At 68.4% G+C, this 23,563-nt stretch carries 29 protein-coding genes; 12 read left to right on the top strand and 17 right to left on the bottom strand.

Going from position 1 to position 23,563, the window contains the following annotated elements; genetic code table 11:
- Window positions 1–784: 784 nt before the first annotated feature.
- The 6 genes from IPV09_RS10525 to IPV09_RS10500 all read right to left on the bottom strand — a co-directional run bounded on the left by IPV09_RS10525 (window position 785) and on the right by IPV09_RS10500 (window position 6,345).
- Window positions 785–1,408: a response regulator transcription factor gene (locus IPV09_RS10525; RefSeq protein WP_207475202.1), complete on the bottom strand. Its 624-nt coding sequence runs from the start codon at window positions 1,406–1,408 to the stop codon at window positions 785–787.
- Complete coding sequence (locus IPV09_RS10520) at window positions 1,405–2,619, bottom strand: sensor histidine kinase (protein ID WP_207475201.1); 1,215 nt, start codon at window positions 2,617–2,619, stop codon at window positions 1,405–1,407. Before IPV09_RS10520 ends, IPV09_RS10525 begins: the two co-directional genes overlap by 4 nt.
- Complete coding sequence (locus IPV09_RS10515; protein WP_207475200.1) at window positions 2,616–3,371, bottom strand: ABC transporter permease; 756 nt, start codon at window positions 3,369–3,371, stop codon at window positions 2,616–2,618. The genes IPV09_RS10520 and IPV09_RS10515 overlap by 4 nt, the downstream gene beginning before the upstream one ends.
- On the bottom strand, window positions 3,368–4,273 hold the full coding sequence (locus tag IPV09_RS10510; RefSeq protein WP_207475199.1) for an ABC transporter ATP-binding protein: 906 nt from the start codon (window positions 4,271–4,273) through the stop codon (window positions 3,368–3,370). The genes IPV09_RS10515 and IPV09_RS10510 overlap by 4 nt, the downstream gene beginning before the upstream one ends.
- Window positions 4,274–4,516: 243 nt before the next feature.
- Window positions 4,517–6,019 (bottom strand): MFS transporter, encoded by a 1,503-nt coding sequence (locus IPV09_RS10505; RefSeq protein ID WP_207475198.1) that lies wholly within the window; start codon window positions 6,017–6,019, stop codon window positions 4,517–4,519.
- Window positions 6,016–6,345 carry a YciI family protein gene (locus tag IPV09_RS10500; protein ID WP_207475197.1) on the bottom strand — a complete coding sequence of 110 codons (330 nt, stop codon included), beginning with the start codon at window positions 6,343–6,345 and terminating at the stop codon, window positions 6,016–6,018. Before IPV09_RS10500 ends, IPV09_RS10505 begins: the two co-directional genes overlap by 4 nt.
- Window positions 6,346–6,404: 59 nt before the next feature.
- Here IPV09_RS10500 and IPV09_RS10495 point away from each other — a divergent pair, with 59 nt between their 5' ends.
- Window positions 6,405–6,899 carry a helix-turn-helix domain-containing protein gene (locus tag IPV09_RS10495; protein WP_207475196.1) on the top strand — a complete coding sequence of 165 codons (495 nt, stop codon included), beginning with the start codon at window positions 6,405–6,407 and terminating at the stop codon, window positions 6,897–6,899.
- A 10-nt stretch (window positions 6,900–6,909) separates the two neighbouring features.
- Complete coding sequence (locus IPV09_RS14430) at window positions 6,910–7,044, top strand: hypothetical protein (RefSeq protein ID WP_255521342.1); 135 nt, start codon at window positions 6,910–6,912, stop codon at window positions 7,042–7,044.
- Window positions 7,045–7,144: 100 nt separating this feature from the next.
- Here the strand turns inward: IPV09_RS14430 and IPV09_RS10490 are convergent, their stop codons facing one another.
- Both IPV09_RS10490 and IPV09_RS10485 read right to left on the bottom strand, forming a co-directional pair.
- A complete protein-coding gene (locus tag IPV09_RS10490; protein WP_207475195.1) occupies window positions 7,145–7,954 on the bottom strand; it encodes a phosphotransferase enzyme family protein in 810 nt (269 codons plus the stop codon).
- The gene (locus IPV09_RS10485) at window positions 7,941–8,795 is read right to left on the bottom strand and encodes an AraC family transcriptional regulator (RefSeq protein WP_207475194.1); all 855 of its coding nucleotides are present in this window, start codon (window positions 8,793–8,795) and stop codon (window positions 7,941–7,943) included. Before IPV09_RS10485 ends, IPV09_RS10490 begins: the two co-directional genes overlap by 14 nt.
- A gap of 91 nt (window positions 8,796–8,886) precedes the next feature.
- Between IPV09_RS10485 and IPV09_RS10480 the strand changes: the two genes are divergently transcribed.
- Window positions 8,887–9,561 carry a dihydrofolate reductase family protein gene (locus tag IPV09_RS10480; RefSeq protein ID WP_207475193.1) on the top strand — a complete coding sequence of 225 codons (675 nt, stop codon included), beginning with the start codon at window positions 8,887–8,889 and terminating at the stop codon, window positions 9,559–9,561.
- Here IPV09_RS10480 and IPV09_RS10475 read toward each other — a convergent pair.
- The gene (locus IPV09_RS10475) at window positions 9,520–10,308 is read right to left on the bottom strand and encodes a class I SAM-dependent methyltransferase (RefSeq protein WP_242681498.1); all 789 of its coding nucleotides are present in this window, start codon (window positions 10,306–10,308) and stop codon (window positions 9,520–9,522) included. The genes IPV09_RS10480 and IPV09_RS10475 overlap by 42 nt on opposite strands.
- A 137-nt stretch (window positions 10,309–10,445) precedes the next feature.
- On the opposite strand from IPV09_RS10475, the gene IPV09_RS14425 reads away from it, so the two are divergent.
- From IPV09_RS14425 to IPV09_RS10440, 8 genes are all read left to right on the top strand, one after another.
- Complete coding sequence (locus IPV09_RS14425; protein WP_255521338.1) at window positions 10,446–10,580, top strand: hypothetical protein; 135 nt, start codon at window positions 10,446–10,448, stop codon at window positions 10,578–10,580.
- Between the two features lie 103 nt (window positions 10,581–10,683).
- On the top strand, window positions 10,684–11,457 hold the full coding sequence (locus IPV09_RS10470) for an alpha/beta fold hydrolase (RefSeq protein WP_207475191.1): 774 nt from the start codon (window positions 10,684–10,686) through the stop codon (window positions 11,455–11,457).
- Between the two features lie 463 nt (window positions 11,458–11,920).
- Entirely contained in the window at window positions 11,921–12,550 is a 630-nt protein-coding gene (locus tag IPV09_RS10465) for a TetR/AcrR family transcriptional regulator (RefSeq protein WP_370590285.1), read from the top strand.
- Window positions 12,547–13,125, top strand: a complete 579-nt coding sequence (locus tag IPV09_RS10460) for a dihydrofolate reductase family protein (RefSeq protein ID WP_207475190.1) — start codon at window positions 12,547–12,549, stop codon at window positions 13,123–13,125. The genes IPV09_RS10465 and IPV09_RS10460 overlap by 4 nt, the downstream gene beginning before the upstream one ends.
- A 454-nt stretch (window positions 13,126–13,579) precedes the next feature.
- On the top strand, window positions 13,580–13,987 hold the full coding sequence (locus IPV09_RS10455; protein ID WP_207475189.1) for a hypothetical protein: 408 nt from the start codon (window positions 13,580–13,582) through the stop codon (window positions 13,985–13,987).
- A gap of 25 nt (window positions 13,988–14,012) precedes the next feature.
- Window positions 14,013–15,176, top strand: coding sequence for a sensor histidine kinase (locus IPV09_RS10450; RefSeq protein ID WP_207475188.1), 1,164 nt, complete (start codon window positions 14,013–14,015; stop codon window positions 15,174–15,176).
- Window positions 15,173–15,787 carry a response regulator transcription factor gene (locus IPV09_RS10445; RefSeq protein WP_207475187.1) on the top strand — a complete coding sequence of 205 codons (615 nt, stop codon included), beginning with the start codon at window positions 15,173–15,175 and terminating at the stop codon, window positions 15,785–15,787. Before IPV09_RS10450 ends, IPV09_RS10445 begins: the two co-directional genes overlap by 4 nt.
- 193 nt (window positions 15,788–15,980) lie before the next feature.
- Entirely contained in the window at window positions 15,981–16,484 is a 504-nt protein-coding gene (locus tag IPV09_RS10440; protein WP_207475186.1) for a hypothetical protein, read from the top strand.
- 329 nt (window positions 16,485–16,813) lie between these two features.
- On the opposite strand, the gene mutM is transcribed toward IPV09_RS10440, so the two are convergent.
- The 6 genes from mutM to rsmD all read right to left on the bottom strand — a co-directional run bounded on the left by mutM (window position 16,814) and on the right by rsmD (window position 20,470).
- Window positions 16,814–17,680, bottom strand: a complete 867-nt coding sequence (gene mutM / locus IPV09_RS10435) for a bifunctional DNA-formamidopyrimidine glycosylase/DNA-(apurinic or apyrimidinic site) lyase (RefSeq protein WP_207475185.1) — start codon at window positions 17,678–17,680, stop codon at window positions 16,814–16,816.
- Window positions 17,680–18,387, bottom strand: coding sequence for a ribonuclease III (gene rnc, locus IPV09_RS10430; protein ID WP_207475184.1), 708 nt, complete (start codon window positions 18,385–18,387; stop codon window positions 17,680–17,682). The genes mutM and rnc overlap by 1 nt, the downstream gene beginning before the upstream one ends.
- A gap of 44 nt (window positions 18,388–18,431) precedes the next feature.
- On the bottom strand, window positions 18,432–18,623 hold the full coding sequence (rpmF, locus tag IPV09_RS10425) for a 50S ribosomal protein L32 (RefSeq protein ID WP_207475183.1): 192 nt from the start codon (window positions 18,621–18,623) through the stop codon (window positions 18,432–18,434).
- Window positions 18,624–18,716: 93 nt separating this feature from the next.
- The gene (locus tag IPV09_RS10420) at window positions 18,717–19,265 is read right to left on the bottom strand and encodes a DUF177 domain-containing protein (protein WP_207475182.1); all 549 of its coding nucleotides are present in this window, start codon (window positions 19,263–19,265) and stop codon (window positions 18,717–18,719) included.
- A gap of 108 nt (window positions 19,266–19,373) precedes the next feature.
- Complete coding sequence (coaD, locus tag IPV09_RS10415; RefSeq protein ID WP_370590284.1) at window positions 19,374–19,862, bottom strand: pantetheine-phosphate adenylyltransferase; 489 nt, start codon at window positions 19,860–19,862, stop codon at window positions 19,374–19,376.
- Entirely contained in the window at window positions 19,859–20,470 is a 612-nt protein-coding gene (rsmD, locus tag IPV09_RS10410) for a 16S rRNA (guanine(966)-N(2))-methyltransferase RsmD (RefSeq protein WP_207475181.1), read from the bottom strand. The genes coaD and rsmD overlap by 4 nt, the downstream gene beginning before the upstream one ends.
- 105 nt (window positions 20,471–20,575) lie before the next feature.
- On the opposite strand from rsmD, the gene IPV09_RS10405 reads away from it, so the two are divergent.
- Window positions 20,576–20,983 (top strand): pyridoxamine 5'-phosphate oxidase family protein, encoded by a 408-nt coding sequence (locus tag IPV09_RS10405; RefSeq protein ID WP_207475180.1) that lies wholly within the window; start codon window positions 20,576–20,578, stop codon window positions 20,981–20,983.
- A gap of 31 nt (window positions 20,984–21,014) precedes the next feature.
- Here IPV09_RS10405 and IPV09_RS10400 read toward each other — a convergent pair whose 3' ends face one another.
- Window positions 21,015–23,240 carry an ATP-dependent DNA helicase RecG gene (locus IPV09_RS10400; RefSeq protein WP_207475179.1) on the bottom strand — a complete coding sequence of 742 codons (2,226 nt, stop codon included), beginning with the start codon at window positions 23,238–23,240 and terminating at the stop codon, window positions 21,015–21,017.
- Window positions 23,241–23,338: 98 nt separating this feature from the next.
- Window positions 23,339–23,524 carry a 50S ribosomal protein L28 gene (gene rpmB, locus IPV09_RS10395; protein WP_207475178.1) on the bottom strand — a complete coding sequence of 62 codons (186 nt, stop codon included), beginning with the start codon at window positions 23,522–23,524 and terminating at the stop codon, window positions 23,339–23,341.
- Window positions 23,525–23,563: the final 39 nt, after the last annotated feature.

Below are 23,563 nucleotides of genomic sequence, written 5' to 3'. Positions count from 1 at the left end.
CGTGAAGGATGCATTGCTTCCCCCGGCCGTGCCTGCGGAGACTCCCGGCGACTATCGGCGCGCGTGAAGGGCCCCGCGGCCGTCTCCCGGCCGGGGGTCAAGAAATCGCTGCTGCCAACTCACAGGTGCAACCTACCACCCGCGCTTGGTCGCGAGCTACCCCCGGTCTACCTGGGAACCTCCCGTCACTGATCCTTGCTCCTGACGCTGGGGAGCCGATTCCGTGACCTGCGGTTGGCCGCACTGGCCCGTTTCCCCGACATGTTCACAGGGCCGGGTGCAAGGCATATCGCCGCCCAGGATTCCAACCCACAGGGCATCGGGAGCACCTTCGCGAGGCTCGCTACGCGATGTGGATGATGAAGCCGCTTCTGTCTCTGCGCAACTCTGGCCGGTCGAACACGCCCGTGACGGACCGGCTTCCTGTGATCCTGGCAGCCCACCGCGACGCCCTGACGATGCTCACTCGCTATCGTCGTCGCCCGACTGGACACCGGGATGCACCCGATCGGCCGATCCGCAGGCTGCGTCCCTCGCGGAGTCTGGAGGCATCCCACTCAACGAAGGAGGAAACATGGACTCCCGCCAGTCATCTCCCACCCCCGGGCGACCCCGGAGTTCCCTGCGCGCAGCGGTGCTCGCTGTCCTGCGTGGGAACGTGTCCGCGCACCAGGCGAAGCATCCGAGGGACCAGGCCGCACGGGAGAACGCACGTCTAGAACTCTCGATCCGCAACACCCAGCGGTGAGCAACCTCTGGCCGGCCGAACTGCAGACGTCCGGCGTCAGAGGAGGCCGCGTTCGTAGGCCACGCGGACGGCGGCCGCACGGTCGCCGACGCCGAGCTTGTCGAAGGCATGGGCCAGGTGGGTCTTGACGGTCGCCTCACTGACGTGGAGCCGGGCGGCCGCGGCACGGTTGGTGAGCCCCTCGGCGATCAGCCGCAGCGATTCCAGTTCCCGGTCCGTCAGCTCCTGCTCGGTCCGCCTGCCCGTCAGCACCGCCAGGGCCTCGGCGGTGAGGACCGGACGACCGGCGGCCACGTCGGTGACGGCGCGCACCAGCTCGGCCCGGCGGGCGTCCTTGAGCAGGTACCCGTCAGCTCCGGCCTCCAGGGCGGTGCGGATGTCGCGTTCGGTGTCATAGGTGGTGAGCACCAGGATCCGTGGCGTGGTGCGGCCCTCGGCCCGCAGGGCGGTGATCGTCGCGAGGCCGTCGCCGCCGGGCATCCGCAGATCCAGCAGGACCACGTCGGGAATCGTCGCACCGATGACGACGAGCCCCTCGCGGCCGTCCGCGGCCTCGCCGACGACCTCGATGCCGGCCTCGGCGGCGAACATGCCGACCAGCCCGTCCCGCACCACGGGGTGGTCGTCGACGATCACGATGCGCACGGGCGGAGCGTTCATCGCGGGATGGCTGCGCGCACGGTGCAACCGCCTCCTTCGGAGGACTCGATGGACAGCGTGCCACCGGCGGCCCGCGCCCGGTCGCGCATGCCCGGCACCCCGTGGCCGGTACTCGCGACATGTTCATCGAAGCCGATCCCGTCATCGCGGACGGTGAGCCGGATCTCATCCTCAGCGTAGGCGATGTCCACCTCGGCTTGGGTGGCGGCCGAGTGCTTGGCGATGTTCGCGAGGGCCTCCTGGCAGATCCGGAGCAGCTCGGCATCGCTCGCGCTGGCCGAGGGCGTGCCCGTGGTCCGGAAGGTCGCTGCGACCCCCGAGGCCTCGGACCAGCCACTGGTCAGGGTCTGCAGGGCGTCGGGCAGTTCTGCGTGGTCCAGCCTGGGCGAGGCCAGGGCCCGCACGGCCCGCCGGGCCTCGGCCAGGCCGTCCCGGGCCGTCCCGTCGGCCCGGTCCAGGTGCTCCCGAGCCTCCGCGAGGGTGGCCGCCTCGCTGGCCGCTTCGATCTGGCGCAGCAGGGCCACCAGCCCCTGGGCCACCGTGTCGTGGATCTCCCGGGACAGCCGTTCCCGCTCCTGCAGGACACCGGCGGCCCGCGCCTGCGCGACCACCTGGTCCTGCAGTGCCCGGTTCGCCCGTTCAGCCTCCTCCAGCTGCTCCAGGGCCTGGGTCAGTCGGCTGACGGTGCGCTGCCGGGTCCGGTCGATGCGCACCATGGCCACCGCCAGCGCGCCGTTGACCACCAGCAGCAGCACGAAGATCAGCGGCTGCTGGAGGACCTGGCCTGGTCCCCCGGACTGAGCGAGGGCGTTCTGGGACGCCGTAGCCACCAGGGCGATGACCTCCGCCGCACCGGAGAAGAGCACCACGGCATCCAGGTAGCCGACGAACGCGTAGATCCCGTACAACGGCGACAGGCTGACCAGCGTCAGGGTCAGCAGGAAATTGGCGACGAAGCCGGCTACTCGCCAGGGCGGGGAGGCTCCGCCTACCTGCCACCAGATGCGGTACCCCACGGCCAGCATCGTCAGCACCACCATCCACGGCACGCGCCCCTGGCTGCTCACCGGGCCGACAGTGGCCAGCGCCGCGCCGAAGGCGACGGCCAGCAGCACATAGGGCAAATACGCCAGCGCAGCCTGCAGCCGCGCACCCTCCGAGGTTGGTTCATCATGCTGATCGAGAACCTGGTCCACGTCGGTCGGGGTCATCGGGCCGCCTCGAACCGGAAGGTCCTGGCCGCGACGCCGAACCCGACTGCCGTCCACACCAGCAGCACGACGATGCCGGACAGCTCCGGCCAGTCCCCGGACAGGGCGCGCAGCATGCCCTCGGCCGCCGCCCCCCCGGGGGTGAGGTCCACGATCGAGGCCACCACCGGAGGCAGCAAGGCCTTGGGCACCCACATCCCGGCAGCGAACCACGTGCAGGCGGCCACGAATCCCCCGATCCCCGCGGCGACCCGCGTGCTGCGTGCCACCCCACAGAGCAGCGCGCCGAGGGACAGCAGCGATACGGCGGCCAGCACGCTCATCAAGAAGAAGGCCGCGGCATTGCCCGGCATCGGCACTCCGAGCACCGCCGGGACGACCACCAGCAGCACGCCCATCAGCAGGCTCACACCCAGCACGAGGGCCACGACCGCGGCCAGGAGCTGCCACGGGGGCACCGGAGTGGTCCGCAGCCGACGCAGCACGCCGTATTCGCGGTACTGGGTCACAATGGTGGGCAGCACCTGCAGGGCCAGGGTCGAGGACGTGAACAGCACCAGCACGGGCTGGTAGACCTGGGCGAAGCTCAGGCCCTGCAGGTAGTCGTGGCGCACCCCCAGGGCGGGCACCAGGGCGGTGACCACCGCGGCGATGAAGGGCAGCACCACCGCCCAGATCACCGGTGCCGGCTCACGTGCCAGCAGTCGCAACTCATTGGACAACAGGGCACCGAACGGTACGGTCGCGCTCATCGGATCTCCTTCTTCCGGGTCAGGGCCAGGTAGGCCTCGTCCAGTGTGGGGGTGCTGACCTGCAGGCCCTCGACGCGCACGCCGGCCCTTGTCAGGTAGTCGAGCACCGCAGTCGGAGCGGCCTGGTTGCCGCGGATGGAGATGCGCTGCCCCTCCACGGAAAGTTCGAGAACAGAGGGCAGGTGCGCCAGACCCGACAACTCATCGGCCCGGCCCGTCGTGAAGGCGATGCGGGTCCTGCCACCATTGTGCGCCAGCACGGCGGGGGTATCGAGGGCCGCGACCCGGCCGTCGTCGATGATCGCCACGCGATCGCAGAGCGCCTCGGCCTCCTCCATCGAGTGCGTTACCAGCACGATGGTGACACCTTCATCAACCAAGCCTCTGAGGAATTCCCAGATCTCGCGACGAGCCGCCGGGTCCAGCCCTGTGGTCAGCTCGTCCAGGATAGCGACCCGTGGATTGCCCACCAGGGCCAGCGCCACGGACAGCCGCTGCTGCTGGCCGCCGGAGAGGTGCTCGAACCGGGTTCCGGCCTGGCCGGTGAGTCCGAACCGCTCCAGCAGCTCGCGGGTGGCCCGCGGGCGCACATAGAACGAGCGGTACAGCTCCAGGGCTTCCCGGACGGTGACCTTCGCCGGCTGCCGGGATTCCTGCAGCTGCATCCCGAGCAGTCCCCGCAGCTCCCGCGGCTCCTCCTGGGGGTCGAACCCGGCCACGCTGACATGTCCGGCATCGCGGGACCGGAGTCCGCCGATCAGTTCCACGGTCGTGGTCTTCCCGGCCCCGTTGGGCCCGAGGATGCCGAACACCTCGCCCGGCTCGACGGAGAAATCGATGCCGCGCACCACGGGTCGGGCGGCATAGGACTTCGTGAGCCCGTGGACATTGATGATTCCCATGGGTCAATCCTCCTTTCCCCTCCCCCTGCGGCATCATCTGATCGGCTAGGCGTCCCTCGCCGATCAGCCACCGAAGCCACAATGCAGGGCCATGAGCCGTCAGCGTGCGCTCGGCCACCCGGCCGCTGTCCCGCTCGTCGGCGGCCGCCCTCTGATCTCTGAACGACGGCAGGATGCCATGGTCTGCTGCTTCAAACGACGTTCAGATGCCTGCAGCAGGATCGCGCACCATTGTCAGCGCCTTCAGATCCCAGGGGTTGGTTCCCTGGCCCCCGCGAGGGCCGAGGGGCGCAGCAGCGGGATCGATATCGCTGCCAGTACGAGCGTGATCACTGCCGACCCGGCGGCGATGAGGCTGAAGGAGTGGGCGAATGCGGCATGGGCGGCCTCGGCCAGGCCGGGAACGTGTTGGATGGTCTCCATCACCCCCTGGCGCACGGCGTCGGTCTGCGCGGCGTCGAGTGTCCCTGAGTACGGTGTCAGGTGGCCGCGGTAGAGCACGGTGCCGATGCTGCCGAGCGCGGCGATTCCGAGTGCCTGGCCGAGTTCGGTGCCGGTCTCGGAGATCGCAGAGGACGTTCCGGCCTCGCGGCTCGGAGCGGTCCCGACGATGATGTCGGTGCCCAGGGCCGCCCCGGGCCCGAATCCCAGGTAGGCCAGGGAGAACCCGAGGACGGTGGGCAGGACTCCGCCGCCGTCCGCGGCGGCGGCCAGGACTGCGAAGCCTCCCGCTGCCACGAGCAGGCCGGCGGCGAGGGTCTGGGCCGGGGTGAGCCAGCGGGCGGCCATCGGCCCGAGGCCGCAGCCGAGTCCGAACGCGACCGCGGGGACGATCATCACCAACCCGGCTTGAAGGGGTGAGAGACCGGCGGCGAGCTGGAGGTACTGTGCGAAGTAGAAGTGGGTCCCCCCGATCAGCGCGGCGCAGATGGTCATCAGTCCCACCGCCGCGGCGAAGCGCCGTTGGGCGAACAGGGACAGGTCCACGAGCGGACGCACCTGGCGGCGCGAACGCCGGACGAACACCAGCAGCGCCACGGCGCTGAGCGCGAGCCCGGCCACCGCCGGGCCTCCCCCGGTGTCGCTCGACAGGACGGCCGATTTGAGGCCGAAGAACAGGCTCAGCATCACCGTGGCGAGCAGCAGCGCGCCCGCGATGTCGATCCGCGCGTCGGCGCTGACCTCCGATTCGGGCAGTGCGCGTCGCGCCCCGACCAGCACGGTGAGCATCACCAGCACTCCGGGTAGGAACACCGCTCCCCACCAGAAGTGGTCCAGGAGCAGACCGCCGAGGCTGGGACCCAGCGCGATGCCGACCATGAAGCACCCCATCCACACTCCGATAGCCCGAGCCCGCTCGTCCGGTGCCGGGAACAGCGTCACGATCAGCGCCAGGCTGGCCGGGGCAATGGTGGCCCCGGCGATCCCGAGCAATGCACGCGCGGCGATGAGGACCTCGACCCGCGGGGCAACCGCGGCGACCAGCGAGAAGACGGCGAACCCGGCGGAACCGGCGAGCAGCAGCCGGCGACGCCCGATCCGATCCCCCAGTGCACCGAAGGGGATCAGGAACACCGCCACCATCAGGCCGTAGATGTCGCTGATCCACAACTGCTCGACGGCACTCGCACCCAGGTCGGCCGTCAGGGTCGGGAGCGCGAGGAACAGGACGTTCTGATCCATCGCCACGACCAGTGCCGGCAGCGCCAGCAGCGTCAGTGCCCGCCAGGGTGCAGGGCTGTTCACGGCGCATCCTCGAACAGCACCCGACGGATCTCCACGCTGCCGTAGTCCGTCACGGGCATCCGGTGGGCCCATTCCTCGACTTCCGCCAGGGAGTCCGCCTCGATCAGGTACTGGGCGAACACCACCTCGCCCTGACTGCTTCCGAGCCGTTCAGGGGGAAGGATGCGTGCCGACGGGTCGAAGCCGAAGGACTGCACGAGCCGGCCCGAAGCCGCGAGTTCACGGTTGACGCGATCCCAGGCGCGCATCTCCTCGGCGTGCTCGGGCGACCCCTCGGCGGGGCCGTGGCCGGGAACGTACTTCGTCATCACCACATAGCGAGACATGACTACTTCCTTTCCAGTTGCAATGTGCAAGTGGTCAGAAACTAGCGTAGACTGCTTGCATGTCGCAACTGGAAAACGATGTTCTCGCCGTCGAGGTCGGACGGTCCGCCTGCCCGATCAACCTGAGCGCCGAGCTGCTCGGCGACCGCTGGAGCATCGTCGTACTGCGCGATCTCACCTTCCGCGGACCACTGCACTTCCGCGAGATCCTGACCGGTTCGATGGAAGGGATCGCGACGAACATCCTGACCAGCCGCCTGAACAAGCTCGTGGCCGCGGGCATGCTCACGCGCCATGGCGATGAGCATCACCGGCAGAAGGTGCGCTATCACCTGACGCAGGCGGCCATCGACTTCGTGCCCGTCCTCACCGCGATCGGAGCATGGGGCAACCGGTGGCTGCCGGCCGACCCCGATCTCGGCAGCGCCGCTGCGGCGCTGTCCTCGGGCGGACTGCAGCTCCAGCAGGAGCTCATGGTCGAACTGCGCCGAGAACACCTCGACGGTCAGCATCTGGGCCCGGACAGCCTCCGCCACCGCCTGCTGCAGAGGTAGACGACGACGGTTGTACAGGATCTCGGTGGGCGGGCGCTACTTCGGATCGGTCAACACGCAGCACCTGTTGGAGGATCCCGACGTGGTCATCCAGGGCAACCGGGTGCTTCACCTGCGCTATCGGGTCCGCCCCTTAACGAGCTGATCCACCGCCCTGAACTGACGATGGTCCACGGTGAAATCACATCGACCGGGGGCCAACTGGCTGCCCACCATCTTCAGGGTGCGAACGTCCTTTGGCTGCATCAATGGCACAGCGCCGCGGTCATGCGGGGAGCTTCTGCCGCGAGCCAGCGTTCGGCCCGCACAGGGCGGTCCTTGACCCCTTGGTTCCACCACCCTCGGAAGACCGGGTCGGCCGCGGCGGCCGCCCCCATCGTGACGAGGGAGTTCTTTGATCGTTGAATGGCCAAAGGGACGACTCGGTGACGTTGGGCGGCGCTCATTCCGTAGGCATCGGCGAAGAGCTGAAGCCGACGGGCCGCGTCGGTGCGCGCCAGCGACGGTGCGCGGTCGGCCGGGTGCAGCAGCGGAACCCACCAGTAGGCAGCGTTGACACAGTCGGCCACCCGCGTCGTGGGCCGGGCAAGGTCGAAGTCGATGAACCCGAAGGGCCGCCCGTCGCGGAAGACAACGTTTCCCGGACAGTAGTCCTGGTGAGAGACCATCTCCGGCAGGTCAAACAGCGGAGGGACAGCCACGTCGGGCGTGCCCGGGATGGATCCCCAAACAGCATCAGCGGGCGGTTCCCACAATTCCGAAGCATCATGGAGCCTGCGGATCAGCCGGGCCAGGTCGACCAGCGCCGCATCCGTGGCTGCCCACGCTGGCAATGGCTCGGCGGGTACAGAGCCGTGAAGGTAGGTCAGGATCTCGCGGCCCTGCTCGTCGTAGCCGAGTGGCTCAGGCACGAAACGGATCCCGGCCTCGCAGAGATGGCGGAGGTACTGGTGGATCGTCGCGGTGAATGGCCTGGCGGGCCGTCGCACCGTCTCACCGATCTTCACCACGTGCGTGGGACCACCCGCCCCCAGCAGCTGTTCATCTGCGGCCATCCCGGCTCCCCTCGCCAAATGTGATTGGTCCAGTACCGAGTGCGGTGTACGCCGTGGGGCGTCGCGTCGCCAAGACCGCCCGTGGCGGCTCGCCGGAGTAGCGGACCACCTCTCTGCTGAAGTGGCTCTGGTCGGCGTACCCGTGCTCCTCAGCGAGGTCGGCGAGCGGCCTACGGCCTATGTCGGCCATCGCGCGCTCGAACCGAACGACGCCGGCGGCGGCCTTCGGCGACAGCCCGACCTGGCCTCGAAAGCGGGCTGTCACGTGGCGATGACTCCAGCCGGTCTGGGCCACCAGGTCGTCGATCCGCGCGCGGCCGCCGGAGACGAGGAGCTGGTTCCACATCCATGCCACGACGGGATCCGGCTCGAGACCGGCGTCGAGCGCCGAGAGCAGTGCCTGCTCCACAGCGCCGATCCGTTCCGCCCAACTGGGGGTCGCGGCGAGTCGCTCGGGCAGCGGGCCGCCGAGGAACGGGGCGACATCCTCGAGGCTGACCACCCGCCGCGCAAGCTCCTGACCAGGGATGCGGAGCAGACGGTACGCGCCGAGCGGTGTCAGGTAGACCTGTACGCAACGCTGGGTCCCCGTGAATCGCGTGGTCGCATGCCCTGGCATGAACCCGGCGACGAACGAGGAGTATCGTCCCCTGCCCTCGCCGTCGGACAGGCTGAGGATCTCCAGGGGGTCGCCGAAGGACACGACCACCGGCAGCAGGCTGCCGGCCGGCTGCCGCCGTTCCACGCGAGTGTCGGCGTGCTCGGACAAGCCGACGATGCCCGCGACCAGCCCGGCAAGCCTGGGGTGCGAACGATGCCGCACCAGCTCAGGGTTCACCATGCCTCCATCATCACCGGTCAGATTTGTTCAAGCCATAGCCGATGCTGAGCACGGACCATGGAGACCAAACGAAACGAATGGAGTGGGGATCATGAGCAAGCTGGTAGCCGTCGAGTTCCTGAGCGTCGACGGCGTAATGCAGGGTCTCGGCTCGCCCGATGAGGACCGGGACGGCGGCTTCGAACATGGCGGCTGGGGTGCTCGGTACGCAGACGTCATGCACGAGGTCGTGGATCCCGGGGGCCTGGCCGCGACCTCGGCGTACCTGTTCGGGCATCGGACCTACGAGAAGCTGGCAGCTTTCTGGCCGTTCCAGCCGGCCGACAATCCGATGGCGGCCAGCTTGAACTCCTCGCCCAAGCACGTCGCCACGCGAACCCGCACGACACTCGACTGGACGGGAGCCGCGCCGCTGCGCGGAGAGCTGACCGAGGCGGTGCGAGACCTGAAGTCCGAGGGCGACGGCGATGTGGTGATCCTCGGCAGCGGCGATATCACACGACAGTTGATGGCATCCGGTCTCATCGACGAGCTGCGGCTGTTCATCCACCCTCTGGTGCTGGGCACAGGCAAGCGGCTGTTCGACGCTGTGCCGGCACCCCGGGCGCTGCGGCTGACAAGCGTGCGCACCACCAGCAAGGGCACCCTGGCGGTGGTCTATTCACTCGACTGTCGACCCTCACGCAGCTATTCACGGATGCGTGTGCCTGGTCCCGTCATGGCCTCATCTCGCCCGGCGGGTCGGAGCAAGGATGATGAGCCATGAGCTGTAGTGCTCGACCACACGACCGCCCAGATCCTGCGCCGCATCGGCGGCTCGGTCGACCTCTGCCGGTGACCAGTCGCTGAAAGTGCTGAACAGATCGTGCACCTGCTCACTGCTCAGCTCGATGTCCCACCGGAAAGTGGCGGTGTGCTCGACGGAGAACAGCCCCGTGCCAGTCAGTCGTGACGCTGTCGCGACGGGGTCCTCCGGGTCAGGTCCGCAGCGCGTTGGGGCACTGCGTTCTCGCACGATCTTGGCTACGCGATCGCGGAACGGGGTGCGGACGGACGGATCGCCGTACACGTTTCGCCAGACGAGCAATCGTCCCGTCGGCACAAGTAGGCGGTGCAGTAGCGGCAGCAAGGTTTCGATATCCATCCAGTGGATCGAAGTCGCGGCGACCGCCAGTTCGAAGGACGCATCATTGCCTTCGAGGTCCTCGGCGCGTCGAACGATCACTGTGGCCATCGGATGTTCCGTTGCGAGCCGAGATGCGAGGTGGGGACCTGGCTCGACTGCCGTGACCTCAAGTCCATCGGCAAGCAGTGGCCCGGTCGCCTGTCCGGTACCGGCACCAAGATCGAGCGCTCGATGCCCGGGACGCAGAAGACCGCGACTCCGCAACGTCTCCCACAGCTCCGGTGGATACGGCGGCCGGGCCTGACCGTAACGTGCAGCGTGACGGTCGAAATGGGCGGGATCGGGAACGTGCACGGCTCGTCCTCCTTTCGTGGCCGATGATCGCATCCGGCCCTGATGGCTCCCAGAACATGGCGTGCGCGTGACCGCCGTCGCCCGATTTTGGGATCTCTACCAGTCTGCCCCGCTATCCCAGGCTTGTCGCCAGCCGCAACAACCGCCTTCGGCCCCGTGATGCTTCCACCATGACGAGCCTCGTCGGCGAGTTGCGGCTGTTCAGACACCCCCTGCTGGTCGGTGCCGACACCCGGGCGTTCTCGCTGACAAGCGTCGGAACCACCAGCATGGGCACCGTGGCGGTGATCTACGCGCTCGAATAGCGGCGGAGGATAATTCAGGCGAACCGGGATCAACGCCGCACCACAACACGGCGACCCGCGCCTGCCACCACCGACACCGAGCAACACAAAAGGATGATGGAACATGGGCGAATACCGAGGCATTCATGACGCCACTCTGTGGGTCGAGGAGCGCGGCGAGGGCGATGCCGTTCTCCTACTCCACGGCGGCATGAGCGATGTGGACGAGTTCGACTCGAACCTCTTCCAGCTTGCGGACCGGTTCCGTGTGATCGGTTACGACAGGCGCGGCTTCGGACGCAGCGCCGACACCGGGCCGTTCACGATGGAGGCGATGGCTGACGATGCGTCCGTTGTCATCGAAGCGGTCGCCGGAGGACCGGCGCACCTGGTCGGCTACAGCGCCGGAGGGATGGTTGCCGCGCTCGTTGCGAACCGGCGACCCGACCTCGTGTCGTCGCTGACGATCATCAGCTCCGCACTGCAGGCCGCCGACTGGATGGTCCGGCCGCAGGCTCCCGCGGACGACTCCGCAGACGCCGGGTACCCAGCGGTCATCGTGGACCGGTACGCCCAGCTGTCACCTGACGGCCGGGAGCACTTTCCCGTCCTCATCCGCAAGGTCGCGGAGCTGGCGGCGCACGATGTCGCCCCCGCAAACGCACTGGCCTCCTACCTGGGCCGGACGCTGGTCGTGACCGCCGACGACGACTTCGTCACTCTGGAGAGCCAGATCGCCCTCTACCGTTCCCTGCGTCACGGCGAGCTGGCCGTGGTCCCGGGCACGTCCCACCTGCTGCTGCTCGAAAAACCCCGGCAGGTGACCGCCCTTGTCCGGGACTTCTTGGAGAACGATCCTTCGGTGACTTTCGCGCCGATCGGCCGGGCCGGATCATGAATCACACACTGCCCGGGACCTGACCCGACTCACGCCCCAGGAGCCGGAAAGCTCATGCGACGAACGGCAGCGGGTTTCGCCGTGAAGGGCGCATGAACATCATCAGCGCGTCTGCCGTGAAATGTGCTGCCTGAGCATCTCCGTCTGGGCCTCTCGACCTTCCGGCATCTGCTGGGTGCGCTCCCGGGCTGTCGTCGGCTGCTGATCTCGGCTGCGCCGGTCGGGCTGCAGCCCATCGCAGTGGCCGGCCGACGTAGGACCTCGAGCCGTCACCACCTCTTCCGTCCCGACCTCCACAGTCACCAGATGCAAGAGGACCATCAACGCGTCTGCCTCATCAGGTGATCCCTGAGCCCGCCGGAGGCCGTCCAACCCAACGAGTAAGTCAAGCAGCGCTGTACGACTAGACGGACTACACTAACTCGTACTTGACTGTTCGACATAGGTAGCTGGGTGGATCAACGTGAGTGATACCGACCGATCAGGTCCTGCAACGGCCGCAGGTGGCCGACTGCGCAACCAACGTGCCGATGCCCAGCGAAACCGGATCGCGATCCTCGCGGCGACGCCCGTTGCTCTGCGGAAGAATCCCGACGCCTCCGTCGCGGACATCGCGGCCGAAGCCGGCGTCGGGCGGATGACCCTCTACGGGCACTTCAGAACCCGTGCCGAGCTGATCGAAGCGGCCGTGATCGAGAGCCTGGACCGCGGCGACGCCGTCCTCTCCGAAGTGCCGCTCGACGGCGATCCCGCCGGGGCCTTGACCCGCCTCATCGCGTCGAGCTGGAACCTCGTCGACCAGTCTCGTTGGCTGCTCGCCGCTGCGCAGAAGGAACTCTCCGCGGCCCGCGTTCGCGAGCTGCACCAGAAGGCCGAAGCACGGATGCGCGGTCTGCTCGAGCGGGGACAGCGAGAGGGTGCATTCCGCTGCGACTTGCCGGTGAGCTGGTTGCTGACCACGGCACACGTCGTCATGAATGCCGCCGCCGACGAAGTCACCGCGCATCGGGTCGACCCCAGGGATGCTCCCCACTACATCAATGCCGTGCTTCAGCCCGCATTCACCCCCGCAGAGAAGAAGGAACAATCATGAGCCGACTCATCGTCAGCATGTGGACCACCATTGACGGCTATGTCGCGGGCCCCGACGACTCCATGGACTGGGTTCGTGCCGACGCCGATCTCATGGACTACGAGACCAGCCTGGTCGAGAACGCCGGAGCGCTGCTGCTCGGCAGGATCACGCACGGCGATTTCGCCTCCTACTGGCCCGCCGTCGCCGCCGGCGAGATCGACGCCGACGAGGGCACCCAACGCTACGCACGCCGTCTCGACCAGCTCGACAAGTTCGTCGCATCACGCTCCGGCGACGTCGCCTCCTGGCCGGGAACCCACCACGTCGAGGACGCAACGGCCAACGAGATCCAACAGATCAAGGACCGATCCTCCGGTGACGTGATCATCTACGGCAGCCTCAGCCTGATCGCCGCACTCAACGCGCTGAGCCTGATCGACGAGTTCCACATCATCGTCAATCCGACCTTGCTCTGTCACGGAAAACCCATCCTGGACGCAGGCCAGCGCCCAACCCAGATGGAGCTCTTGGAGTTCCGGCCATTCTCCACCGGTGCCATCCTGCTCCGGTATGGAGCCATTCAGGCAACCTGACCAATCTCGCGAGGGAGGGGAAACCCGATGTCCAGAGCACTGTCCGGTGAGAACGCACCGGCACATCAAAGGAGACGGCTGCTGCCATCACGAGGCCGGGCTCCCCCGGACTGGGAGGTTCCGTTCGCCGAGACCATTGATCGTGCGGAGAAGTACGTGGTGTCCAGCACGCCGAGCGGGGTCGATTGGAATGCCGAACTGGTGCGCGGCGACGTTGGGACGAGCGCGGCAGCGGCTCAAGCAGGAGCCAGGCGAGGGCCTGTGGGTGGGCGGCGTGACGCTCCCGCTGGCGTTGGCAGACCTGGGCTTGATCGATGTGCGTCGAGTCGCTGCTCGATGAGTACAGCGCAGTGACGGTTGCGGGTGCCCTCGGCGTCGCACGACAGAAGGTCTACGAACTCGCCAGGCCCACCGCCGATCCCGATTACATCCCGACAACTCCTTGGAGGCTTCGGTGAGCGACATACACGAGGCAGTGGTCCTGCCTGATCCGACCGTGAAACGGCTCCTACATCCCACCGACCTGCCCGAAGTGCGATCGTTGTATCTGCGCGGGTGGTGGTTCGGACGGGCGTGTTCCCTTCCGATCGTCGTCGCCCATCGGGGCGGTCGTCTGGATGCAGATCATCGAGCGATCGTGGCGATCGCGGGCAGACGGCACCCGGTTGCCCTGGCCGAACGCCTCGTCACGCTCGCGGCCGTCGCCGTATCGGCAGTGGTCGTCGCCACGGTGGGCCTGGACGGCCAGTGGAATTCGGAGCACTCGACGAGCGCGATCCTGGGCGCGGCCACGATCCTCTTGGCACAGTCACCGTGGGGGATCGCAACCGTTGCTCGGAACCGCCGTGAGCGGTCGAGATAGCGCCGGGTCAACGGACGTGGCGATCATGGGCGATCCTGGATCTGCGCATCGACCCGGTCCGCGGCTGGTCGTGCTGGGTGTCTTGATGGCGTGCTTCGCCTGGGCGGTGATCGTGCCGATATCGCTGACGGCACCGCCGACCGTGTTCCTCGGTGCGGCGTTCGTGGTCGGGATGGCGGGGTTCGGTGCCGCCCTCATGCTGGTCCTGTGGACGGTGGTGAGCCCGAGGCCGTCCCCCGCCAGCACCTGGGCCATGACCGTGATGCTCCTGGCCGTCTCGTTGGTGCTGTGGGCACCCGCTCACCTGTGGGCCGAGCGCCGTGAGCAGCCGTGGGCCTGGTTGGCGGGCTTCGCGATCGCCGCGTGTGCACTGCTGAGCTGGCAGTCGGGGGTCGTGATGGCAGTCGTCCTGGGGGCGGCTGCCTGGATCGGCGGCATCGTGTTCGACGGTGGGATCGCAGCCGCAGTCCTGACATTGCTCGGTAGCGCGGTTGTCGTGTGGGCGATGTGCCAGGCCCTCGTGTGGCTGCTGCGGCTGCTCTGGACGGCGCAGGCCGGAAAAGAGGCCCAGACCGCACTGGCGATCGCCGAGGAGCGCCTACGAGCCGGCCGCGAGCTCCACGACGTGCTCGGACACCGCCTCGGCATCATCGCGCTGAAGGCTGAACTCGCCGCGGACCTCACCGGCCGCGACCCCGGCCACGCCGCCACGGAATGCGAGGCCATCCGCGGGCTCGCCTCCGAGACGCTCGTCGAAGTCCGGCGAGCCGTTCACGGCCAGACGGTCGCTGACCTCGCGACCCAACTCCAGGCCGCAGACCTGGTGCTCCACTCGGCCGGCATCGAGGCGAGCGTCGATGCCGGCCCGGACGTGCTTGCACGCCTGCCCCAGGAACTGTCCCACCTGCTGGCAGCCGTCGTCCGCGAGGCGGTGACGAACCTCCTGCGCCACAGCCGGGCACGACGGGTGTCGATCATGGTCGCGGCCACCGCAGAGGGTCCTACGCTCGTCGTCGTCAACGACGGGGTCCGTGGGCCGGGGCGGAACGAGGCCTCCGGTGGCACCGGTCTGGCCACGCTCTCGGATCGATGCGCAGCGGCCGGTGCGCACCTGAGCGTGGACCGGCGCACCGAGGACCGGTTCGAGCTGCGCGTGGGCTGTCCCCGTGATGCGGTCCGGGCATCATGAGCGCGCCCATCCGGGTCCTGTTGGCCGAGGACGACGAGCTGATCCGAGAGGCACTGGTGGGGCTCTTGGAGCGCGAAGCGGACATCGAGGTCGTGAGCGCCGTCCGTGACGGCAGGCAGGCGACGGAACAGGCTTTGCTGTGCCGCCCGGATGTCGCGGTCATCGACCTGCAGATGCCCAAGCTCGACGGCTTGGGCGTCATCGAGGAACTCGGCCGGGCACTGCCCGACTGCGCCGGGGTGATACTCACGGCCCACGGCCGTCCCCACGTGCTCCGCCAGGCGCTAGCCTCCGGGGCGCGGGGCTTCCTCGCCAAGGGTGCCCCGGGCACCGCGCTGGCCGACGTCGTTCGGCGCGTGAACGAAGGACAGCGCTACGTCGACCCCGTGCTCGCCGCCGACGCGCTCACCACGCCGCCCTCACCGATGACGCACCGGGAGACCGAGGTACTCCTGGCCGCCCAGGCAGACCGGCCGGTCCGGGAGGTCGCGCGGGAACTCTTCCTCTCACCCGGGACGGTGCGCAATTACCTCGCGACCGTGAGCCACAAGCTCGGAGCCGAGACCCGTGCAGAGGCGTACCGGATCGCGCGCGAGAACGGCTGGGTCTGAGACAACTCGTCGGGCCGGGGTGCATAGATTTTCCATGCCAGATGCACGGGTTCACCACGCGGGAGCCGGGCAGAGACTGTCGATCATGAACAACAACACGAGGAATCTCGATACCCACGTCCCTACCCATTCGTCCGGCCGCACTGCGGCTTTCGGACACCATCTCCTGGCACGCTGGCCATCAGTACTCGGAGTGCTCGCGTTGCTCATCAACAACGCCGACGGTCCCGACCCGCATGTCACCGCGATGATCATCATCATCGCCTCGACGTGCTACCTGGCGGCCGCCGCCATCGGCTCCCGTCGAAGCGTCTGGGTCATGGTCGTCGTCGCGAGCGTCGCCGTCGTCCTCGCCGGCCTCACGGGACTCGATCCGACCGTCACCCTGCTCGTCATGGGAGCAGGATTCGCGACCTTCGGGCTCCTGCGCGGCACCGGGGCCGATCGTCGCGAGGTTGGCCTGCAGGCACTGGCGTTCGTCAGCTTCAGCGCCATCGCCCTGACCGCCATGATGTCCAGCCCCACGGTGGCCCTCTACCTGGCCGCGGCGGCGGCGCTCGGCCATACCGTCTGGGACGTGATCCACTTCATCCGCGACAAGGTCGTCAGCCGCTCGCTCACCGAGGCCTGCTTCGTCCTCGACCTCGGCCTGGGGGCTGCGCTGCTGCTCATGGCCTGGACCGTGCCCCCGCTGTGAACGGACGTCGATCCCAGGACGCCGGCACCCCTCGCAGGCGGTCGCTCGCGGTGACGGTAGAGCACGGGCGGTCCGGCTGCCCGGCGAGCCAGGCATCACCGAACTTCGCCGGTCAAGTCCCGGCAGGTGGTGTAGCGCGGGTTCCTTCGTTCAGGCGGTGAGGGCGAGGGGTTCGTTCACCTCTCGAGGTTGGTGTTGGCGATGGTGGTGAGTCGGCTGCGGGTGGACGTCGAGGCCGAAGTAGCGGCGGCCTTCGGCCCATTGTCCGGGTTGCGCGGGCTGAGAGAATAGAGGGCCGCGGTTGGTCTCACTCACAATGGTCTCGACTCCTAGTGGGCGGCCGCGGCGGGACGTGGTTGGCGGGGCCGCCGCTGGCAGTTCGGGCAGCGGTACGAACTGCGGTTCATGAAGGCTTCGCGGACGAGCAGCCGCCCGCACCGCAGGCAGGGCAGCCCGTCGCGTCCGTAGGCCTGCAGGCCGCGTTCGAAGTAGCCGGACTCGCCGTTCACGTTGACGTAGAGGGAGTCGAAGCTGGTGCCACCGACCTCGAGGGCCTCGGCCATCACCTGCCGGCCGAGGTCGAGCAGGTTGAGGGCCCGGGGGCGGCTCAGTCGTTCGCCGGGCAGGTCGTAGTGCAGCCGGGCGCGCCACAGGGCCTCGTCGACGTAGATGTTGCCGAAGCCGCTGACGACCTGCTGGTTCAGCAGCAGTCTCTTGATGCCGCTGCCGCTGCTTCGGATGCGGGCCGCCACCTGACCGGGGTCGTAGCTCGACTCGAACGGGTCGGGGGCGATGTGGGCGATCTCGGCCGGCAGCACCGCACCCTCCGGGCTGAGGGACAGCCCGCCGAACATCCGCTGGTCGACGAACCGCAACTGGACCCCGTCCGACAGGTCGAAGAGCACCCGGGTGTTCGGAAGCAGCGGGTCGGCGGGCGCATTGATCCTGAACTGGCCGCTCATGCCCAGGTGGGCCAGCATGGCGTCGCCGTCCTCGAAGGGCAGCCACAGGTACTTGCCGCGACGCCGCGGCGTGGCAAAGGTGCGCCCGACGGTCTCCACCGTGAAGCCCTCGACGCCGCTGGGGTGGGTGCGGACGGGGCGGGGGTGCAGCACCTGGGTGGCCAGGATCGTGCGGCCATCGATCAACTGCTCGAGACCGCGGCGCACGACCTCGACCTCGGGAAGTTCGGGCATCAGCCGCGCTCGGGCTGGTTGGCAGCGTCGCGGGTGAGCCGCCGGTAGGCCACCTCGGCGGCCCGGGTCTCGGCCAGCCGCTTGGAGGTGCCGTCACCGGTGCCGCGCCGCTTACCGTCGACGACCACGCTGGCCACGTACCGGCGCAGGTGGTCGGGCCCGGACTGGCTGACCTCGTAGCTGGGCACGCCGAGTCCCTGGGCCGCGCAGACCTCCTGCAGGGAGGTCTTCCAGTCCAGGCCGGGGCCCAGGGCGGCGGCCGTCTCGACGAGCGGGACGAACAGGTGCCGCACGAACGTCGCCGACGCCTCAGCCCCGCCCGAGGACAGGTGGATGGCGCCGATCAGGGCCTCGGTGGTGTCGGCCAGGATGGAACTCTTGTCGGCGCCGCGGGTGGTGACCTCGCCGTGGCCCAGCTTGATCATCGGGCCAATCCCCAGCCCGCGGGCGACCCCGGCCAGGCTGTGCGCGTTGACGACCGCGGCACGCATCTTCGCGAGTTGTCCCTCGGGCAGGTCCGGGTAGGCGAGGTAGAGGTGTTCGGTGACCACGATCTCGAGCACGGCGTCGCCCAGGAACTCCAGGCGTTCGTTGTGCGGCCCGTTGCCGTTCTCGTAGGCCCACGAACGGTGGGTCAGGGCAAGCGCAAGGAGCTGGGCGTCGATGGGGACACCCAGCTCCTGGAGCAGTTCTTGGAAGCGGCTCATGACGAGCTGCTCGCTGTGGTCAGCCGAGGGCTGACGGGCAGCACTCAGGCCTCGAGAACCTGACGACGCTCACCCTTGGGGCCGTACTGGCCGCAGGCGGGGCAGGCGGTGTGCTGCAGGTGGGGCTCACGGCAAGCAGGGTTGACGCAGACCACCGTGCTGACGACAGTGGTCTTCCACTGCGAGCGACGGTGGCGAGTGTTGCTGCGGGACATCTTCCGCTTGGGAACAGCCACGGTTATCTCCTCGATCATCCGGCCGGATTGCCGGAAATGTGTCCGGCCAAGAGCCGGTTGTGGTCCTATGACGGCCGAAGCCGATGGTGTGTTTCAGTTCTCCGCGCCCTCGGACAGGTCCAGGAGCTTGCCCCAGCGGGGGTCGATCCTGTCACCGTGCCCGTGGTCGGGGTCATCGTTGAGGTTGGCGCCGCAGACGACGCACAAACCTGCACAATCTTCCCGGCACAAGGGGGTGAAGGGCAAATCGAGTACCACGGCGTCACGGATCAGCGGCTCAAGGTCGACGCGTTCGTCGACCACGAGGTGCGCATCCTCCTCGATGTCGTCGTCCGGGTAGAAGTACAGCTCCTGCAGCTCCAGTGCGAGGTCATCCTCGATCGGACGCAGACACCGTGAGCACTCCCCGGCCAACGCCACCTCGGCGGTCCCCGAGACGTAGACGCCCTCCACCACCGACTCGAGCCTGAGCTCGAGCGGAATGTCGGAGCCTGCTGGCACTCCGATCATCTCAATGCCCAAACCTGCGGGTGCGGGGACGGTCCGGCTGACCTTCTTCATCGTTCCGGCGCGACGACCGAGCTCGTGGACCTCGAGGACGAGGGGCGAGCGGGCATCGAGCGAGCGCTGAGGATTGTTCATGACCAGACCTTCTTGCACCAACGGGGGTTTCCAGGGTGTTGATGACCGACGAGCAACTTTACGCTGTCGGGGCGCTGCGCCCAAATCGCCGGAGGAAACCCTCGTGGGTCACCCCCCGGCGCGGTGCTCGGCCACGCGGGCAACCAGGGCCTCGTTGACCAGCGGGGGCAGAAACTTGGCGACATCGCCGCCGAACCGGGCAATCTGGCGCATCATCGTCGAGGAGACGGTCCCGTAGGTGGGGCCGGCGGGCAGGAAGATCGTCTCGACCTGCCCGGCGTGGTGGTTCATGTGCGCCATCTGCAGTTCGTAGTCGAAGTCTGAGGCGAACCGCAGTCCCTTGACGATGGCGCTGGCGCCCTGCTCGTGGCAGAAGTCGACCAGCAACCCGTCGATGGCCTCCACGCTGACACCGGGCAGCTCGCCCAGCACCCGGCGGGCCAGGTCGATGCGTTCGTCGGTGCTGAACAGGTGGTTCTTGGTGGAGTTGCGTCCGATGCCCACGACCACCTCACCGAACAGGTCCCGGGCACGGCTGATCACCTCGACGTGGCCGAGGGTGATCGGGTCGAACGACCCGGGGCAGGCAACCTTCACGATGACTCCTCGGTGATGGGGTCGGGTGCCGCCGCTGGCGCAAACCAGTGCAGCGTGGTCTCGCCGTAGCGGCGATCCCAGGCGTCGGTGCCCGGCAGTTCGGGGGCAGGGCCGCGTCCGGAGCGTTCGACGACGACCACGCCGTCGTGACGCACCCAGCCGTTGGCCAGGATGCTCGCCAGCAGCGGGTTGAGGGCCTCGACGCCGACGGTGTAGGGCGGGTCGAGCCAGACGACGTCGTAGGCGTTGCCGGGGTTCGGGACGCCGACGACCGATTCTGCCCGGGCGCAGCGACTGGTCACCGCCAGCCCGGTGAGGGCAATGTTGCGGCGGACCACGTCGTGGGTGCGGGCATCGGCCTCGACCATGAGCACCGGATGCGCTCCCCTGCTGGCCGCCTCGAGCCCCATCGCGCCGGAACCGGCGTACAGGTCGAGCACCGACAGACCGGCGAGTTGCTCCTCGACCGCCCGGTCGGCGGTGCCGTTCCAACTGGCCAGCACCGAGAAGAAGGCCTCTCGCACCCGGTCGGTGGTGGGTCGGGTTGCGCCACCGGACGGCGTCTCCAGACGGCGTCCGCGGGCTGTTCCTGCCACGATCCTGCTCACCGTGGCAGCCTAGCGAAAGCCAGTCTGCGGTGCTTTCCACGCCGCGCACGTGAAAAGTCTCACAAACCCTGTGCAAGAGTCCACCCGACAGTGTTGAATTGAGACATGCACCACATCAACAGCAACGAATCAACCGAACTCGAAGAGGACACCTCGTGGGGATACCTCGACAGCGTCGAGGTGGGCCGCCTGGCCACCGCCCATGACACCCAGCCCTCGATCTTTCCCGTGAACTTCGTCGTGGACGGCTCCTCGGTGGTCTTCCGCACCGCCGAGGGCACCAAGCTCGCCGAGATGGTCCTGAACCAGCACGTCGCCTTCGAGGCCGACGACTGGGACGACACCGCCGGATGGAGCGTCCTGGTCCGAGGCACCGCCGAGCGGATCACCGATCCCGACGAACTGGCCCGCGCCGACAAGATGCCACTGCGGCCATGGACGGGAACGGTGAAGCACCACTACGTGCGCATCACCCCGACGACGATCACGGGACGCTACTACCGGTTCGAGTGAGGGCGGTTCGAGCGAGGGCGGTTCGAGCGACTCAGCCCTTCTCGAGCCACTCCCCCGCCGCCAGCAGTTCGGTCTGGCGCACCATGTCAGCCAGGTGGGGATCCTCGCGTTGCGGGTCGTCGGCTGCGAGGCGGTTCGCGATGGTGCGGGCCGCCTCAATGATCGGGGCGTGCTCCAGCACCCGCAGCAGGCGCAGCGTCGACCGGGTTCCGGCCTGGGAACTGCCCAGGATGTTGCCCTCCCGGCGCGCGGCCAGATCCTCCTCGGCGAGCGCGAAGCCGTCCCTGGACCGGGCGACCGCCGCCAGCCGCCGGGCCGCCGGGCTGTCCAGCGGCGCATGGCTGACCAGCAGGCAGACACCGGCATGCTCCCCGCGTCCGATGCGGCCACGCAGCTGGTGCAGCTGCGAGATGCCGAACCGGTCGGCGTCCATCACCACCATCATCGAGGCGTTGGGGACGTCGACCCCGACCTCGATCACGGTGGTGGACACCAGCACGTCGACCTGGCCCGACGCGAACGCCGCCATCGTCTCGGCCTTGTCGTCGGCGCTCATCCGCCCGTGCAGCATGGCCACCCGGCAGCCCCGCAGGGGGCCGGTGGCCAGTTCAGCAGCCAACTCCTCCACCGTCAGCGGCTCGGGCATGCCCTGCTCTGCCCCCGGCTCGATCTCGGGGTCGGCGTCGGTCTGGTTCTTGCTGATGCGGGAACACACCACGAAGGCCTGGCGACCCTCGGCAACCTCCTCGGTGATGCGTTGCCAGGCGCGCTGCACCCAGGCCGGGTGACGAGCGGCGTCCACGACGGTGGTCTGCACCGTCGACCGGCCGGCGGGGATCTCGCGCAGGGTGCTGGTCTCCAGGTCGCCGAAGACGGTCATGGCGACCGATCGAGGGATGGGGGTGGCGGTCATCACCAGCACGTGCGGACGCAGGTCGGCCTTGGTGCCGAGCGCGGCGCGCTGCTCCACACCGAAGCGGTGCTGCTCGTCGACCACGACCAGCCCGAGAGAGGCGAACATCACCTGCTCGGCCAGCAGGGCATGGGTGCCGACGACGATGCCGGCCTCACCGCTGGCAATGTCCAGCAGCACCTGCTTGCGGGCCGCCGCAGGCATCGACCCGGTCAACACCACCACCTTGGTGGCCTGCTCGGGGGCGCCGAGCACCTGCCCCTCACCCAGGTCGCCCAGCAGGCCCCGCAGGGTCTCGGCATGCTGGGTGGCCAGCACCTCGGTGGGGGCGAGCAGTGCCGCCTGGTAGCCGGCGTCGATGGCGCGGGCCATGGCTCGGGTGGCCACCAGGGTCTTGCCCGAACCCACCTCACCCTGCAGCAGCCGCTGCATCGGGTGCTCGTGCTGCAGTTCGCCGAAGATCTCGTCGCTGACGGTGCGCTGGCCCTCGGTCATGGTGAACGGCAGCCGGGCGTCCAGGGCGTCGAGCAGACCGCCGGGTCGGTGCTTCATGGCAGGCGCCGGTTCGCGCGCGGCGTCGGCCCGTCGATAGGCCATGGCCAACTGCAGCGCAAGCGCCTCGTCGAACAGCAGTCGCTCGATGCCATGTTCGGCCTTGTCGCGCGTGTCGGGCAGGTGGACGTCGGCGAAGGCGTCGACCAGGAGCGGCAGTTGTTCGGCCTCGCGCACCCAGTCGGGAAGGGGTTCAGCCAGGTCTGGCTGGACCTGGTCGAGGACCATGGCGATCGTGGCCGAAATCGTCCAGGTGGGCAGCGCCGAGGTCGCCGGGTAGATGCCCACCAGACCCGAACGCGAGACCGAAGCGACCAGGTCGTCCACGTCCCCCTTGCCGGTGGGGTTGCCCCGGTCGTCGAACAGGACGAACTTGGGGTGGGTGAGCTGCGGGCGGTGGTTGAACTCACCGACCCGGCCGACGAAGATGCCGCGGGGGCGGCCCGACAGCAGCGAGAACCAGTACTTGCAGAGACGGGCCTTGCCGAAGAAGGTGGCGCTGAGGCGTCCCCTGCCATCTGTCAGCGTCGCCTCGACCCGCATCCGCGGCTCCTGGCCGGCCATCCGGACCTCGTCGACGACGGCCATCACCGCCGCGTCCTCACCGATCGGCAGACCGGTCAGGTCGGAGTTCTCGGTGCCCGCCAGGTAGCGGCGCGGCACGTGCCGCAGCAGGTCGCCCACGGTGTGGACCCGCAGTGGCGCGAATGCCTTCGCGGTCTTGTCGCCCACCACCTTGGCCAGGGGGGTGTTCAGCCGCTCAAAGGTTGGTGTCTGCCAGCGATTCTCCACCCCAGCAGGCTAGCGGGCACCGGGGACAGCAAAGGAGCCCACCGCGGTGGGCTCCTGAGGTGGCGCCGAAGCGCCGATGCTGCGTGGGACGCGCAGGGTCAGCGGGTGACCTTGCCGGCCTTGAGGCACGAGGTGCACACGTTGAGGCGCTTGGCGGCACCATTGACGGTGGCGCGGACGCGCTGGATGTTCGGGTCCCAGCGGCGGTTGGTCTTCTTCTTCGACCAGGGCACGTTGTGGCCGAAGCTGGGCTTCTTGGCGCAGACGTCGCACACGGCAGCCATGGTGTCTCCTCGTAGTGGATCCGCTGTTGCGGAGTGATT

The sequence above is a fragment of the Tessaracoccus sp. SD287 genome (assembly GCF_017355265.1).
In the GTDB taxonomy this organism is placed as follows: Bacteria; Actinomycetota; Actinomycetes; order Propionibacteriales; family Propionibacteriaceae; genus Aestuariimicrobium.
This window is presented reverse-complemented; position numbering and strand designations above follow the sequence as displayed.